This window comes from Streptomyces tamarix, from assembly GCF_032423885.1.
GTDB classification, from domain to species: domain Bacteria; phylum Actinomycetota; class Actinomycetes; order Streptomycetales; family Streptomycetaceae; genus Streptomyces; species Streptomyces tamarix.
The window spans coordinates 1-15,219 of record NZ_JAWCTQ010000053.1; the positions used below are offsets into that span (position 1 = coordinate 1).

General features: G+C 72.6%; 11 protein-coding genes and 1 tRNA gene. 6 read left to right on the top strand and 6 right to left on the bottom strand.

Going from position 1 to position 15,219, the window contains the following annotated elements; genetic code table 11:
• Nucleotides 1-215: 215 nt before the first annotated feature.
• Complete coding sequence (locus RND61_RS28545; RefSeq protein WP_315881027.1) at nucleotides 216-1,601, bottom strand: cystathionine beta-synthase; 1,386 nt, start codon at nucleotides 1,599-1,601, stop codon at nucleotides 216-218.
• A 116-nt stretch (nucleotides 1,602-1,717) separates the two neighbouring features.
• On the opposite strand from RND61_RS28545, the gene RND61_RS28550 reads away from it, so the two are divergent.
• The 3 genes from RND61_RS28550 to RND61_RS28560 all read left to right on the top strand — a co-directional run bounded on the left by RND61_RS28550 (nucleotide 1,718) and on the right by RND61_RS28560 (nucleotide 5,368).
• Nucleotides 1,718-2,716 carry an SGNH/GDSL hydrolase family protein gene (locus tag RND61_RS28550; protein WP_315881028.1) on the top strand — a complete coding sequence of 333 codons (999 nt, stop codon included), beginning with the start codon at nucleotides 1,718-1,720 and terminating at the stop codon, nucleotides 2,714-2,716.
• 274 nt (nucleotides 2,717-2,990) lie between these two features.
• Nucleotides 2,991-4,211: an acetyl-CoA C-acetyltransferase gene (locus RND61_RS28555; RefSeq protein ID WP_315881029.1), complete on the top strand. Its 1,221-nt coding sequence runs from the start codon at nucleotides 2,991-2,993 to the stop codon at nucleotides 4,209-4,211.
• A gap of 236 nt (nucleotides 4,212-4,447) precedes the next feature.
• A complete protein-coding gene (locus tag RND61_RS28560; protein ID WP_315881065.1) occupies nucleotides 4,448-5,368 on the top strand; it encodes a hypothetical protein in 921 nt (306 codons plus the stop codon).
• Nucleotides 5,369-5,377: 9 nt separating this feature from the next.
• Here the strand turns inward: RND61_RS28560 and RND61_RS28565 are convergent, their stop codons facing one another.
• Nucleotides 5,378-5,722, bottom strand: coding sequence for a hypothetical protein (locus RND61_RS28565; protein WP_315881030.1), 345 nt, complete (start codon nucleotides 5,720-5,722; stop codon nucleotides 5,378-5,380).
• 99 nt (nucleotides 5,723-5,821) lie between these two features.
• On the opposite strand from RND61_RS28565, the gene RND61_RS28570 reads away from it, so the two are divergent.
• The gene (locus RND61_RS28570; protein ID WP_315881031.1) at nucleotides 5,822-6,052 is read left to right on the top strand and encodes a DUF4287 domain-containing protein; all 231 of its coding nucleotides are present in this window, start codon (nucleotides 5,822-5,824) and stop codon (nucleotides 6,050-6,052) included.
• Nucleotides 6,053-6,146: 94 nt separating this feature from the next.
• On the opposite strand, the gene RND61_RS28575 is transcribed toward RND61_RS28570, so the two are convergent.
• A complete protein-coding gene (locus RND61_RS28575; protein WP_315881032.1) occupies nucleotides 6,147-7,040 on the bottom strand; it encodes a Bax inhibitor-1/YccA family protein in 894 nt (297 codons plus the stop codon).
• A 150-nt stretch (nucleotides 7,041-7,190) separates the two neighbouring features.
• Nucleotides 7,191-7,271, bottom strand: a tRNA-Leu gene (locus tag RND61_RS28580).
• Nucleotides 7,272-7,690: 419 nt separating this feature from the next.
• Between RND61_RS28580 and RND61_RS28585 the strand changes: the two genes are divergently transcribed.
• Together RND61_RS28585 and RND61_RS28590 are read left to right on the top strand one after the other, a co-directional pair.
• Complete coding sequence (locus RND61_RS28585; protein ID WP_315881066.1) at nucleotides 7,691-8,461, top strand: ABC transporter ATP-binding protein; 771 nt, start codon at nucleotides 7,691-7,693, stop codon at nucleotides 8,459-8,461.
• A gap of 69 nt (nucleotides 8,462-8,530) precedes the next feature.
• On the top strand, nucleotides 8,531-11,062 hold the full coding sequence (locus RND61_RS28590; RefSeq protein WP_315881033.1) for an ABC transporter permease: 2,532 nt from the start codon (nucleotides 8,531-8,533) through the stop codon (nucleotides 11,060-11,062).
• 317 nt (nucleotides 11,063-11,379) lie between these two features.
• Here the strand turns inward: RND61_RS28590 and RND61_RS28595 are convergent, their stop codons facing one another.
• Nucleotides 11,380-12,741, bottom strand: coding sequence for a cyclopropane-fatty-acyl-phospholipid synthase family protein (locus tag RND61_RS28595; RefSeq protein WP_315881034.1), 1,362 nt, complete (start codon nucleotides 12,739-12,741; stop codon nucleotides 11,380-11,382).
• A gap of 460 nt (nucleotides 12,742-13,201) precedes the next feature.
• Nucleotides 13,202-14,578: an NAD(P)/FAD-dependent oxidoreductase gene (locus RND61_RS28600; protein ID WP_315881035.1), complete on the bottom strand. Its 1,377-nt coding sequence runs from the start codon at nucleotides 14,576-14,578 to the stop codon at nucleotides 13,202-13,204.
• Between the last annotated feature and the right edge of the window lie 641 nt (nucleotides 14,579-15,219).

Consider the following 15,219-nt stretch of genomic DNA (forward strand, 5'->3'; position numbering starts at 1 on the left):
CCCGGGCTCCGGGGGGCGGGACGACGGCGGTCCCCGCGGGGGACACGGGCCCGGGTCAGGGCCGGTCGCCGCATCCGCGGCGTCGGTGGAGGTCCGGGAGCCGCTCCGGAAGTCCGTGACGCCGACAACCCCTACGGTGCCGGACGCGTGTTAAGCGGATGCTGCCTCCACGTGTCGTCCTCGTACCGTTTGCACGAATCCCGTCCGCCCGGTCGTCACCTGCCGTCGCGGGCCAGGAAGGCGAGCAGGTCCTGGCGGCTCACCACGCCGGTCGGCTTGCCCTCGACCAGCACGATCGCCGCGTCCGCCCGTCCCAGGACGGCCATCAGGTCCTCGACCGGCTCGCCCGAGCCGACCTGCGGGAGCGGGGCGCTCATGTGCTTCTCCAGCGGGTCCCCGAGGGAGGCGCGCTGGGTGAACAGCGCCTCCAGCAGCTCCCGCTCGACGACCGAGCCGACGATCTCGGCGGCCATCACGTCCGGGTGCCCGGCGCCCGGCTTGACGATGGGCATCTGCGACACGCCGTACTCGCGGAGCACCTCGATCGCCTCGCCGACCGTCTCCTCCGGGTGCATGTGCACCAGCTTCGGGATGCCGCCCTCCTTGTGGTGGAGCACGTCGCCGACGCGCGCGGACGGGCCGGCGTCCTCCAGGAAGCCGTAGTCCGCCATCCACTCGTCGTTGAAGATCTTGGAGAGGTAGCCGCGGCCGCTGTCCGGCAGCAGGACGACCACGACGTCGTCCGGGCCGAGGCCCTCCGCGACGCGCAGCGCCGCGACGACGGCCATGCCGCAGGAGCCGCCGACGAGGAGGCCCTCCTCCTTGGCGAGGCGGCGGGTCATCTGGAAGGAGTCCTTGTCGGAGACGGCGACGATCTCGTCCGTCACCGTCCGGTCGTAGGCGGACGGCCAGAAGTCCTCACCGACGCCCTCCACCAGGTACGGGCGGCCGGAACCGCCGGAGTAGACCGAGCCCTCCGGGTCCGCGCCGACGACCCTGACCCTGCCGTCGCTGACCTCCTTGAGGTAGCGGCCGGTGCCGGTGATGGTGCCGCCCGTGCCGACGCCCGCGACGAAGTGGGTGATCCTCCCCTCCGTCTGCTCCCACAGCTCGGGGCCGGTGGTCTCGTAGTGCGAGCGCGGGTTGTTCGGGTTCGAGTACTGGTCCGGCTTCCAGGCGCCGGGCGTCTCGCGGACGAGGCGGTCGGAGACGTTGTAGTACGAGTCCGGGTGCTCCGGGTCGACCGCCGTGGGGCAGACGACGACCTCGGCCCCGTACGCCCGCAGCACGTTGATCTTGTCGGTGGACACCTTGTCGGGGCAGACGAAGACGCACTTGTAGCCCTTCTGCTGGGCCACGATCGCCAGCCCCACGCCCGTGTTGCCGGAGGTCGGCTCGACGATGGTGCCGCCGGGCTTGAGCTCGCCGCTCTTCTCGGCCGCCTCGATCATGCGCAGGGCGATGCGGTCCTTCACCGAACCGCCGGGGTTGAAGTACTCCACCTTGGCCAGGACCGTGGCCTGGATGCCCGCGGTCACACTGTTGAGCCTCACCAGCGGGGTGTTGCCGACGAGACTGATCATCGAGTCGTGGATTTGCACCGTAAGTCTCCGGGGTCTCCGTAATGGTCCAGCCAGCGTAAGCCGACCGGATGCGTAGGCGGGCACGGTTCCGGGGCAGTTAGCTCACAGACCGTACGGAGGAGGTGGCCGCGCCTATGTCGAGGGCGAGGGTGGCACGGCGGATCGCCGCGGGGGCGGCGTACGGGGGCGGCGGCATCGGCCTGCTGGGGGTGGCCGCGATGGGGGTGCTGCTGGCCGAGGTGCGGCTGGCGAAGCGGTCCGTGGGCGGCGGCGTCGCGCCGCTCCCGCCGGCGGCGGACGGGCTGTACGGGCGCGGCTTCGACGGGGTGCCGCTGCGGCTCGCCCTGCTGGGCGACTCCACCGCCGCGGGCCAGGGCGTGCGGCGGGCCGGCCAGACGCCGGGCGCGCTGCTGGCGGCCGGGCTCGCCCAGGTGGCCGAGCGGTCCGTGGAGCTGCGGAACGTCGCCCTGCCCGGCGCCCGCTCCGACGACCTGGAGCGGCAGGTCGCCCTGCTGCTCGGGCCGTCGGGGTGGGTCCCGGACGCCTGCGTCATCATGATCGGCGCGAACGACGTCACGCACCGGATGCCGCCCACGCAGTCCGTGCGGTACCTGTCGGAGGCGGTGCGGCGGCTGCGTGCCGCGGGGGTCGAGGTGGTCGTCGGCACCTGTCCGGACCTGGGCACCATCGAGCCGGTGTACCAGCCGCTGCGCTGGCTGGCGCGGCGGCTGTCGCGGCAGTTGGCGGCGGCGCAGACGATCGTGGTGGTGGAGCACGGCGGCCGGACCGTGTCGCTGGGCGACCTGCTGGGGCCGGAGTTCGCGGCGAACCCGCGGGAGATGTTCGGCGCCGACAACTACCACCCGTCGGCGGAGGGGTACGCCACGGCGGCGATGGCGGTGCTGCCGACGGTGTGCGCGGTCCTGGGGGTGTGGCCCGAGCCGGAGCGGCCGGACGCGGACCGGCGCGAGGGGATGCTGCCGGTGGCCGTGGCGGCGGCGGAGGCGGCGCAGGAGGCGGGTACGGAGGTCACGGGCGCCCGCGCGCCGTGGGCCCTGCTCAAGCACCGCCGCCGCCAGCGCCTCACGGAGTCCGCCGCCCCCGAACCCCCCGTCACCGACGCCCCGGCGTGACCGCGCGCCGCGGGCCCCGCACGGCCCGCCCGCGCACCGCGTCCGCGCGCCCGTGCCGGCGCGGGCGGGCGCGCCCGTGACGGCGCGGGCGGGCGCGCCCGGAACCGGACGGCGGGGCCGCGGGAGTGGCGGGACGGGGGGCCGGGGAGAGAGACTGAGCGAGCGCTTAGAAATGCGGTGGGGGTCACACCCCACATGCGGTGACCCCAGCCCTACGTAGGGGTAACTTCCCTCTCAGTCGCACACCCGCCCACCCGCCCACCCTGGAGCCGTGATGCCCGAAGCCGTGATCGTCTCAGCCGCCCGCTCCCCCATCGGTCGGGCCTTCAAAGGCTCGCTGAAGGACCTGCGGCCCGACGACCTGACCGCCACGATCATCCAGGCCGCCCTCGCCAAGGTCCCCGAGCTGGACCCGCGGGACATCGACGACCTCATGCTCGGCTGCGGCCTGCCGGGCGGTGAGCAGGGCTACAACCTGGGCCGCATCGTCGCCGTGCGGATGGGCATGGACCACCTGCCCGGCTGCACCCTGACCCGGTACTGCGCCTCGTCCCTGCAGACCACCCGCATGGCCCTGCACGCGATCAAGGCCGGCGAGGGCGACGTGTTCGTCTCCGCCGGCGTCGAGACCGTCTCGCGGTACGTGAAGGGCAACTCCGACAGCCTGCCCGACACCCACAACCCGCTCTTCGACGAGGCGCAGGCCCGCACCGCGGCCGCCGCCGAGAACGGCGCCTCCGAGTGGCACGACCCGCGCGAGGACGACCTGGTGCCGGACGCGTACATCGCGATGGGCCAGACCGCCGAGAACCTCGCCCTCCTCAAGGGCGTCAGCCGCGAGGAGATGGACGAGTTCGGCGTACGGTCGCAGAACCTCGCCGAGCAGGCCATCAAGAACGGCTTCTGGGAGCGCGAGATCACCCCGGTGACCCTCCCGGACGGCACCGTCGTCAGCAAGGACGACGGCCCCCGCGCGGGCGTCACCCTGGAGGGCGTCCAGGGCCTCAAGCCGGTCTTCCGCCCCGACGGCCGCGTCACCGCGGGCAACTGCTGCCCGCTCAACGACGGTGCCGCCGCCCTCGTCGTCATGTCCGACACGAAGGCGCGCGAGCTCGGCCTGACCCCGCTCGCCCGGGTCGTCTCCACCGGCGTCTCCGGCCTCTCCCCCGAGATCATGGGGTACGGCCCGGTCGAGGCCACCAAGCGGGCGCTCGCCAACGCCGGCCTCACCATCGACGACATCGACCTGGTCGAGATCAACGAGGCGTTCGCCGCCCAGGTGATCCCCTCCTACAAGGACCTGGGCATCCCGCTCGACAAGCTGAACGTCAACGGCGGCGCCATCGCCGTCGGCCACCCCTTCGGCATGACCGGCGCGCGCATCACCACGACGCTGATCAACAGCCTCCAGTTCCACGACAAGCAGTTCGGCCTGGAGACCATGTGCGTCGGCGGCGGCCAGGGCATGGCCATGGTGATCGAGCGGCTCTCCTGACCCGACCCTCCTGAACCGCACCGCGTCCCAGCCGTGACCGAATCTCCCCCAGGATGTGACCTATCTCCTGGGGGAGATTCGTTTATGCAGGTCATGGTGGTGGGAGCGCGAAACACCAGCGAAAGAAAACTGTCCAATTCGTGACGTAATGCACTGACACCGGGTCCACAGGCGGGACAAGCTGATGTAGGAAGTGCGGGGGATCGATTGAAACCGGGAGTAAGTCAGTGAGCGCCATGTCTCTCGCCCTGCTGCTGACCACGGCCACCACCACGGCCGTGGGCGCCGCTGCCCTGTACGCCGCCCGCGGACTGCGCCGGCAGATCACCGCCCTGCGCGCCGACCTCGCCGCCGCGGGCCGCACCCCGGCCGTCCCGCACGCCCGCTCCGCGGACGCCTCCGCCATGGCGGAGGAGATACGCGCCGCCGTCACCGAGGCCCTCGCCGAGGAGCGCGAGCGCGAGCTGGCGGAGGCCCGCGCGTTCTGGGCCGCCCAGGAGGCCCGGGAGGCCACCGACTCCCCCGCCTCCCTGCTGGGCGGTCTCCCCGGCCCGCTGGGCGGCGACGACGGCCCCTACTTCGTACCGCGCCAGGCCGACTTCGCGGGCCTGGAGGCGCTGGACCTCGACGCCGAGTACGACCCCACCGACCCGGCAGACCTGGCCGGCGACTTCCCCGGCGACTTCTCCGGAGCGGAGCTGCCCGAGCTGCCCGGCCCGCTGGGCGGGGAGCTTCCGGAGCCGGCCGGTGCGGGCGACTGCCCCGAGTACGCCGAGGACTCCCCCGAACTGGCCGCGGCCCGCCGGCGGCACCCCTCGCACCCCGACTTCGTGCCCGTCCGGACGCCGGTCGTCACCGACCACGAGCGGACCGTGGCGCGCCTGGAGGAGCTGGCCGCCGCGCGCACCGCGCTGACCGACGTACGGCCCGGCCCGCTCGGCACGCTCGACGTGTACGTCTTCGAGGACGGCACCACGCTGTGCATGACGCCGGGGCACCGCGAGACCGCCGAACGCCTCGCCGAGGCCCTGCGCGACGGCGCCGCGCCGTTCCTGCTGGGCGGGTCGGGCATCTCCGGCGCGTACGCCCTGACGTTCTCCTGCGGCGACGAGGAGAACGTCTACATCCTCGCCGACCGGGTCATCGCCTCCTTCTAGGCGCCGCCCCTACAGGCCCGCCCGCGCCGCCGTCGCGCGCACCGACGCCACCGCGTCCGCCAGCTCCCCGTCCAGCGCCGCCCCGGACGCGCCGCCCCGGCGCGCGGCGGCCCGCAGCGCCTCGGCGAGGTCCGCGCCCGCGACCGCCAGTTGGTCGCCCACCGCGAACACCCCCGCGTCCGGCATGACCCGCGTCTCCGCCGTGCCCTCCCACCGCTGCGCCCGCGCCGCCAGCTCCCTGGCCAGCGCCAGTCCCTCCGCCGCCGCGCCCTGCCTGAGCCGGCTCTGCGGGGCGGCCCGCAGCCGGTCGGCGAGGCGGCTCACGGCCTCGTCCAGTTCCGTCGTATCGCGCACACCGCGACCCTATGCGCCGGTGCGGCACTGTTGCCAACGGGCGAACGCTCGGGCACGGTGACGTGAAGGAGCACTCGCGCACAGCGTCCGGAGGCGCCCATGTCCCATGTCTTCTCTGAGGAAACCCACCGGAACCTGCTCTCCCGCATCCCCCACTGCACGGGCCGTGAGGTGTCCGACTGGCTTCGCACCGTCGAGGAAGGCCCCTCCCTCCTCCGCTTCGAGGAGAAGGTGAGCTGGCTCCGGAGCGAGCACGACCTCGCGTACGGCCACGCCAAGGCGATCATCCACGAGTACGACCTGCGGCGCGCCGCGCGCAAGCTGCTCTAGCGGCGGCGGTCCGGCACGACGCGGAAGGGCCCGCCCGGACGTACCGGGCGGGCCCTTCTCGGTCCACGGGACGATCAGCCGTCCCGGGGGACGGTCAGTCGTCGCCGGAGAAGATCTGCACGAGGCGCAGGAACTCCATGTAGATCCACACCAGGGTCATGGTGAGGCCGAAGGCGGCCAGCCACGACTCCTCGCGCGGGGCGCCGTACGTGATGCCGTCCTCGACCTGCTTGAAGTCCAGCGCCAGGAAGCAGGCGCCGAGGACGATGCCGATGATGCCGAACAGGATGCCGAGGCCGCCGCTGCGGAAGCCCAGGCCGTCACCGCCGCCGAACAGCGAGAACAGCAGGTTGACGGCCATCAGCAGCACGAAGCCGACCGCGGCCGCCATCACGAAGCCGTAGAAGCGGCGCGTGACGCGGATCCAGCGCATCTTGTACGCGATGAGCACACCGGCGAAGACCGCCATCGTGCCGAGCACCGCCTGCGGGACGGCGCCCGCCGTGACGTACGTCGAGACGGCGCTGGAGATGACGCCGAGGAAGACGCCCTCGAAGGCCGCGTACCCCAGGATCAGGGCGGGCGACGCCTTGCGCTTGAAGGACTGCACCATCGCCAGGACGAAGGCCACCAGGGCCGCGCCGACACCGATGCCGTACGACTTGCCGATGTTGGCCGGGTCGACCGGCAGCAGGAACCAGGCGAGCGTCGCGGTGACGAACACCGTGCCGAGCGTGATGGCCGTGCGGGACACCACGTCGTCGATGGTCATGGCGCCGGCGCGCGCCGGTGCCTGCAGCGGGACGCCCTGCTGGACGTCCGGCTGCGCGTAGGGGTTGGTCGCGTACGGGTTCGTCGCGTACGGGTTCGTCGCGTACGGGTTGGTTCCAGCGGCGGGGCCCCCGGCCTGCTGCTGCGCGTTGAAGCCCGCGTAGCCGTTGTCGCGGCTGAACCCCCGTCGCGAGAAGACCGGGTTGCTGCTCCTCATCTCACTCCTCCATGGCCGCCGTGCGCGGCCTTGGAACAAGAGTAATGGGGAAGCAAAGGAAACACCCTAGTGCTCGGGGAGGATCTTTCCGCTCCTGGGTCTCGATCACGCAACCCCCGTAACGCGCCGAAACCTCCCCGAGCCGGTCGGTGCCCGGAGCGGGACTCGAACCCGCACGGCCGTAGGCCAGCGAGGTTTAAGCTCGCCGTGTCTGCGTTCCACCATCCGGGCATGACACGCGTTTTCTGCGCGTCGGCACATGAGCCTATCCGGGCGTGTCGCCCGAACAGCGGAAGAGTGGCCCGATGTTGTCTTATTTTATTGACTTCTGAGGGGTCATCAGCACGCGTCGAGGGCGCTGCGCAGCAGCGGTGCCGACGTCACGGCCGCACAGGCCATCCCGAGGGAATGACGGAAAGTCGCCGTCCCCCCACGGCGAGTCCTCGCCATCGGGGCCGAAGCCCGTCCCCGCAGGCCCTCCCGGCGGCCCCTCAGGGGCGCCGTCATACCTCAGGAGGAGGGGCGGACCGCGCCGTCAGACTCCAGAGGGCCCCGGGAACGGGCACGCGGGCGGACGCCCCGCGGGGGCGGCGGCACCGACGATGGAACGGTCCTCGACGAACCCATGTGCGACAGGAGCCCTCCTCGTGATCCCCACCCCGACGACCGCACGCCGCGCCACCGCGGTGGCCGCCCGCGCCACGGATCTCTCCAAGGTCTACGGACAGGGCGAGACCCAGGTGGTCGCCCTCGACCGGGTCACCGTGGAGTTCCCGCAGGGAGAGTTCACCGCGATCATGGGGCCGTCCGGCTCCGGCAAGTCGACGCTGATGCACTGCGTGGCCGGGCTGGACAGCTTCTCCGGCGGCTCGGTCCGCGTCGGCGAGACGGAGCTGGGCTCCCTGAAGGACAAGCAGCTCACGCAGTTGCGCCGGGACAAGATCGGCTTCATCTTCCAGGCGTTCAACCTGCTGCCGACGCTCACCGCCCTGGAGAACATCACGCTCCCCATGGACATCGCGGGCCGCAAGCCGGACAAGCAGTGGCTGGACCGGGTCATCGACATGGTCGGCCTGTCCGGGCGGCTCGGCCACCGGCCGGCGCAGCTCTCCGGCGGCCAGCAGCAGCGCGTCGCCGTCGCCCGCGCCCTGGCCTCCCGGCCCGAGATCATCTTCGGTGACGAGCCCACCGGCAACCTCGACTCGCGCTCCGGCGCCGAGGTGCTGGGCTTCCTGCGGAACTCGGTGCGGGAACTGGGACAGACGGTCGTGATGGTCACCCACGACCCGGTCGCCGCCTCCTACGCGGACCGGGTGATCTTCCTGGCGGACGGCCGGATCGTCGACGAGATGCTCGCGCCCACCGCCGACGGGGTGCTGGACCGCATGAAGGAGTTCGACGCCAAGGGCCGGACCAGCTGACCGGGGCGCCGGACCGCCCCGCGCCCCGCCCCTCCCGCCACCGGACACCTCCACCCCAGGACACACCTCATGTTCCGTACCGCCCTGCGCAATGTGCTCGCGCACAAGGCCAGGCTGCTGATGACCGTCCTCGCCGTCATGCTCGGCGTGGCCTTCGTCTCCGGCACCCTCGTCTTCACCGACACCCTCAACCAGGCCTTCGGCAAGCAGTCCGCCAAGAGCTACGACGACGTCGCCGTCGCCGTGTCCTCCCACGCCGACCCCGACGACCCCGAGCAGGAGCCCGGGATCCCCCGCGCCACGCTCGACAGGATCGCCGGGGTGGACGGCGTCGCCACCGCCACCGGCCGGGTCGAGGGCTTCGCCGGCGTGCCCGACCGGGCCGGGAAGCTGATCGGCGTCGGATGGTCCAACAAGGGCGCCAACTTCGCCCCCGGGAAGGACGGCGAGGACCCGCGGTACGACTTCGTCGAGGGCGGCGGCCCCGTCTCCGGCGGCCGGATAGCCCTCGACCGGGAGACCGCCACCAAGGGCGGCTACGAGGTCGGCGACACGGTCCGCGTCGCCACCAACGGCCCGGTGGAGGAGTACCGCCTCCAGGGCGTCTTCACCACCGACGACGGCTCCGTCAGCGCCGGCGGCAGCCTGGTCCTGTTCGACACGGAGACCGCGCAGCGGCTGTTCCTCAAGCCGGGCTACTTCCAGGACGTCACCGTCACCGCGGCGCCCGGCGCCGACGACGCGGAGCTCCTCGGCGCGATCGAGCCGCTGCTGCCGAAGAGCGCCGAGGCACAGACGGGCAAGGCCCTCGCCCAGCAGCAGGCCGAGGAGATCGAGGAGAGCCTGAGCGCCTTCAACCAGGTCTTCCTGGGCGCCGCCGGGATCGCCCTCTTCGTCGGTGTCTTCCTGATCGCCAACACGTTCACGATGCTCGTCGCGCAGCGCACCAAGGAGGTCGCGCTGATGCGGGCCGTCGGCGCCTCCCGCAAGCAGATCACCCGCTCGGTGCTGGCGGAGGCCGCGATCGTCGGGCTGGTCGCCTCCGCCGCCGGCTACCTGCTCGGCATCGGGCTGGCCGTGGGCCTGCGCTCCGGCATGGCGGCGTTCGACCTGAAGGTGCCGGACGGCCCGCTCGTCCTCGGCGTCACGCCCGTGCTGTCCGCGCTCGGCGTCGGCCTCGTCGTCACGGTGCTCGCCGCGTGGCTGCCCGGCCGCCGCGCCGCGAAGATCCCGCCGGTCGCCGCGATGAACAGCCTGCACGCGGCACCCACCCAGAAGTCGCTGGTCGTGCGGAACAGCATCGGCGGCGGACTGGCCCTGCTCGGCTCCGGCGTGATCGTCTACGGCGCCGTCGAGGGCGGCGACCTGGGGCGCGTCCTCATCGCCGGCGGCGCGTTCCTCACCCTGATCGGCGTGATCATGCTGATCCCGCTGCTGTCGCGTCCGCTCATCGCCGCCGTACGGCCGCTGCTGGTCGGGGCCTTCGGGATCTCCGGCAAGCTCGCCGGGCAGAACGCCGTCCGCAACCCGCGCCGCACGGGCGCGACCGCCTCGGCGCTGGCGATCGGCCTCACCCTGGTCACCGGCCTGTCGGTGCTCGGCGTCACGGTCGGCCAGTCCATCGACAAGATGACCACCGACCAGATCAAGGCGGACTACATGGTCCGGATGGCCGGTGGCGGCTTCCTCGACCAGTCCGCGCTGGACGCCCTGGAGAAGGCCCCCGGCGTCACCGCCCTGTCGCCGCAGCAGGCGTCGTACCTGGAGATCGACGGCGAGTTCACCTCCGCGTCCGCCGTCACGCCCGGCGACATCGAGCAGGTCATGAACGTCGAGCGGACCGCCGGTTCGCTGGACTCGCTGGGCCGGGGGCAGATCGCCGTGGCCGAGAAGACGGCGGAGTCGCGCGGCTGGAAGGTCGGCAGCACCCTGCCCGTGAAGTACGACGACGACCGGAAGGGCACGCTGACCGTCGGCGCGGTCTACAAGGACTCCGAGTTCCTCTCGCCCGTCCTGATCGACCGGAAGGTCGTCGCCCCGCACGACACGAAGCCGTACATCCCCTCCATCTTCGTCGCGATGGACGGCGGGGAGAGCGCCGCCAACGAGAAGGCCCTGGTCGACGCCCTCGGGAACAACCCGGCGATCACCGTCATGGACCAGCGGGACATCCGCGACGAGTTCGGCGGTGCCATCAACATGCTGCTGAACATCATGTACGGCCTGCTGGCGATGGCCCTGATCATCGCCGTGCTCGGAGTGGTCAACACGCTCGCCATGTCGGTGTTCGAGCGGCAGCAGGAGATCGGCATGCTCCGCGCGATCGGCCTCGACCGGCGCCGGGTGAAGCGGATGGTCCGCCTGGAGGCCGTGGTGATCTCGCTGTACGGCGCGGTCGTCGGCATCGTCCTCGGGTCGTTCCTCGGCTGGGCGATCGGCGAGACCGTCAAGAACAGCCTGCCGGGGTACGCGCTGGTCCTGCCGTGGGGCCGGATCGGGATCTTCCTGCTGCTCGCCGGTCTGGTCGGCGTCCTGGCCGCGATGTGGCCGGCGCGCAGCGCGGCGAAGCTGAACATGCTCAACGCCATCAAGGCCGAGTAGCGGACGCGGCGCCGAAGAGGGCCGGGCCCCCCGTCTCGGGGGCCCGGCCCTCCGCCGTGCGCGGGGTCCCGCCGGCCGGGCACTGCGGCGACGCGCGGCAGGGGCCCTCCGGGGCGGGACGGGGACCTGGGGCGGGGGTGGGCCCCCGGGGCGGGGTGGGGGCCCGTCCGGGGCGGAAGGGGGACCGGCCGGGGGGATCCGGGGCGGGGCGGCTTCTCCGAGACGGAGTGCAGCCCCTCCCGGGCGGGACGCGGCCCCTCCCGGGAGGATCGAGCCCGTCCGGGAGGAACGGGCCCCGACCGAAAGGGGCCGGAGCCTCACCTGCCGCCGGTTTCGCTCCAGACGCGGCTGCGCAGCGGCATCCCCGAGGCGCCGCCCTCGGGGGTCTTCACGGCGAGGACCTGGTTGACGCCGATCCGGTTGCGTTCGAAGGCGAGCGCGGACGCCGCCATGTAGAGCCGCCAGACGCGGGCACGGCCGGGTGAGACGAGGCGTACGGCCTCGTCCCAGCGCTCCTCCAGGTTGGCGACCCAGCGGCGCAGGGTGAGGGCGTAGTGCTCGCGGAGCGCCTCGACGTCCCGCACCTCGAAGCCGGCCTCCTCCAGCGTGGCGGTGGTGCGGCCGATGGGCGCCAGCTCCCCGTCGGGGAAGACGTACGCGTCGATGAACGGGTCGAGGCGGTACTCCTCCTCACGGGGCTCGGGGCGGCGGGCGATCTGGTGGTTGAGGAGCCGGCCGCCGGGCTTGAGCAGGCCGTGCAGGACGTCGGCGTACTCGCGGTAGCGGACGGCGCCGACGTGCTCGGCCATGCCGATGGAGGAGATCGCGTCGTACGGCCCGTCGCGGACGTCCCGGTAGTCCTGGACGCGGATCTCGACGCGGTCGGCGAGGCCCTCGTCGGCGACGCGCTTGCGGGCGTGGACGGCCTGTTCGGAGCTGAGCGTGATGCCGACGACGGTGGCGCCGTGGTGGCGGGCGGCGTGCATCGCCATGGAGCCCCAGCCGCAGCCCACGTCGAGGAGCCGGTCGCCCTCCTTGAGGGCCAGCTTGCGGCAGACCAGCTCCAACTTGTCGTGCTGGGCCTCCTCCAGGGTGCCGCCCTCGGACCAGTAGGCGCACGAGTAGACCATGGACGGGCCGAGGACCAGCTCGTAGAAGTCGTTTCCCACGTCGTAGTGGTGGCTGATCGCCGCGCGGTCGCGGAGCTTGGTGTGCAGGGGGCCGCTGCGGCGCCGGACCTCCTCGGCGGGCGGGGCCGGCGGCGGGAAGGGCCCGGTGAGCCGCAGCAGTTCGCGGGCGGCGGCGCGGACGCGCGGGTCCCGGGCGGTGCGCAGGGCCTGGGCGGCCCGGGCGCCGAACCGGGGCCGGCGGCCTCCCGGGCCGTCGCTGCCGGTGCCGGGGCCGCGCTCCCAGAGGAGGCCGGCGAGCCGGGCGAGCGCCTCGTACAGGTCGCCCTCCACGTCCAGTTCCCCGGCGACCCAGCCGCGGGCGAGGCCCAGTTCGCCCGGCCGCCACGCCATGCGGCGCAGCGCCCTGCGGTCCCGGATGACCAGCACGGGCGTGCCGGGGCCGGCGGGCGGACCGGCCTCGCTGCCGTCCCAGGCGCGGATCCGCACCGGGAGCGGAACGCCCAGCAGGTCCTCGGCGAGCGCGGCCAGCCGCGAAGCGGCGTCGGACATGGTGCACACCTCCGTGACGTCGATCCCAGAAATGCTCAGCACCACGTAAACACCGTTCGGCGCGGAAAGTAGTCCCAAAACCACGCGACGTGGCGGGCGGTCGGCGCAACGGCGGCATCCCGCCACGCGGCGGGCCCCCGGCGCGCACTGCGGTACCACGCGCCCCGCGGCCCGGCCCCGGCACGGCACGTCCTGGCGCGACACCTCCCGGCACGTCCTGGCGCGACACACGGCACGACACGTCCCGGCACGGCACGGCACCGGCACCGGCACCGGCACGGGACGACGCACCCGCGGCGGGCCCCGGCACGACGCGCTCCCCGGCACGGCAGGCCCCGGCACGTCCCGCGGCACGACGCGGCGAGGGGCCGCCCGCACCACGGATGGCGGGCGGCCCCTCGTCGGGACTGCGTGGGGACGGCCGGGTCCGGCCGTCGGGGCCGGGTCGGTCCGGCCGTCGTCAGGAGGCCTTGGCCTTCTCCTGCTTGGCGGCGGGCGCCGGGGCCGGCTTGGCCGCCTCGTAGAACTCCTCGCGCGGCGACTCGATGGCGCCGAGCGAGACGACCTCGCGCTTGAGGAACATCGCGAGCGTCCAGTCCGCGAAGACGCGGATCTTCCGGTTCCAGGTCGGCATGGCCATGCCGTGGTAGCCGCGGTGCATGTACCAGGCGAGACGGCCCTTGAGCTTGATCTTCATCTTGCCCATGACGATCATCGCGACGCCCTTGTGCAGGCCGAGGCCCGCCACCGCGCCCTTGTTGGCGTGGCTGTACTCCTTCTGCGGGAAGCCCCGCATGCCGGAGAGGACGTTGTCACCGAGCACCCGGGCCTGTCGCAGCGCGTGCTGGGCGTTGGGCGGGCACCAGGCGTTCTCGTTGCCGGCCTTGCGGCCCACGAGGTCCGGGACCTGGGCGTTGTCGCCCGCGGCCCAGATGTAGTCCGTGCCCGTTACCTGGAGCGTCGGCTGGCAGTCGACGTGGCCGCGGGGGCCGAGCGGCAGGCCGAAGCGGGCCAGCGCCGGGTTCGGCTTCACACCGGCGGTCCACACGATCGTGTTGGAGTCGACTTCGAGGCCGTTCTTCAGCACCACGTGGCCGTCGACGCAGGAGTCCATGGACGTGCTCAGGTAGACCTCGACGCCGCGGCCCTCGAGGTGCTCCTTGCCGTACTTGCCGAGCTTCGGACCGACCTCGGGGAGGATCTTGTCGGCGGCGTCGACCAGGATGAAGCGCATGTCCTCGCGGGACACGTTCTTGTAGTACTTGGCGGCGTCGCGGGCCATGTCCTCGACCTCGCCGATCGTCTCGGCACCGGCGAAGCCACCGCCGACGAAGACGAAGGTCAGGGCCTTGCGGCGGACCTCCTCGTCGGTGGTCGAGTCGGCCTTGTCGAGCTGCTCGAGCACGTGGTTGCGCAGGCCGATGGCCTCCTCGATGCCCTTCATGCCGATGCCCTGCTCGGCGAGGCCGGGGATCGGGAAGGTGCGGGAGACCGCGCCGAGCGCGATCACCAGGTAGTCGAAGGGCAGCTCGTACGCCTCGCCGACCAGCGGCGCGACGGTGGCGACCTTGCGGTCCTGGTCGATGGTGGTGACCCGGCCGGTCAGGACCTCGGCCTTGGGCAGCACGCGTCGCAGCGGGACGACGACGTGCCGCGGCGAGATGCTGCCGGCGGCGGCTTCGGGGAGGAAGGGCTGGTACGTCATGTACGAGCGCGGGTCGACGACCGTGACGGTCGCCTCGCCGTAGCGCATCTTCTTCAGGATGCGTCGAGCTGCGTACAGGCCTACGTACCCACCGCCTACTACGAGGATCCTGGGACGCTCCGTGGTGCTCATGCCATCGAGTATCCACCCCTCGGACGGGGGTCGCTCGTGCGCCCCTTCACAAGGTTCGAGTGGACCTCTGCTACACTGCCCCGCCCACGTGACCGAGGTCATGGCGTCGACCGGGAACCAGGGTGTACCGAAGGACGTTGTTCACTGCCCCCTCACCCCTCGTGAACTGGACCGGAGAGCCTTTCGTAACGGTGGACCACCGCCTTGGTTCACATGGCCGAAACGCTTCTGCGGTTACGAAAACCGGGACGGGCAAGAGCCCCGAGAGGGCTCCGTAAGGGTCGCACCCCCCGTGGAGACCCTCATCAGGGCTCTTTTCCTTGTGAAGAACTTCACGACCTTTTCCCGACGACTCGTCGGTAGGCCCGTCGCGACCCGTGCCGATACGCCGGAACCACCACGTCCGCCCCGCTTGTCCCCCCTTGGGCCCCGTCCGTGACGACGCCCCGGCCCGCACGGGAAACACCCCCGGACGCGGCCGGTCGCGGCCGGCACGCGGCCGGTCGCGGCCGTCCCGCGAGGCCGGTCCGCGAGGCCGACACCCGGCCGATCCACGAGGCCGACGCGCGCCCGGTCTGCGGGGCCGGGGCAGCCCTGGCGGAGGCGGGTCCCGGCGGGGAGGCCGACCCGACCGCCCCGCC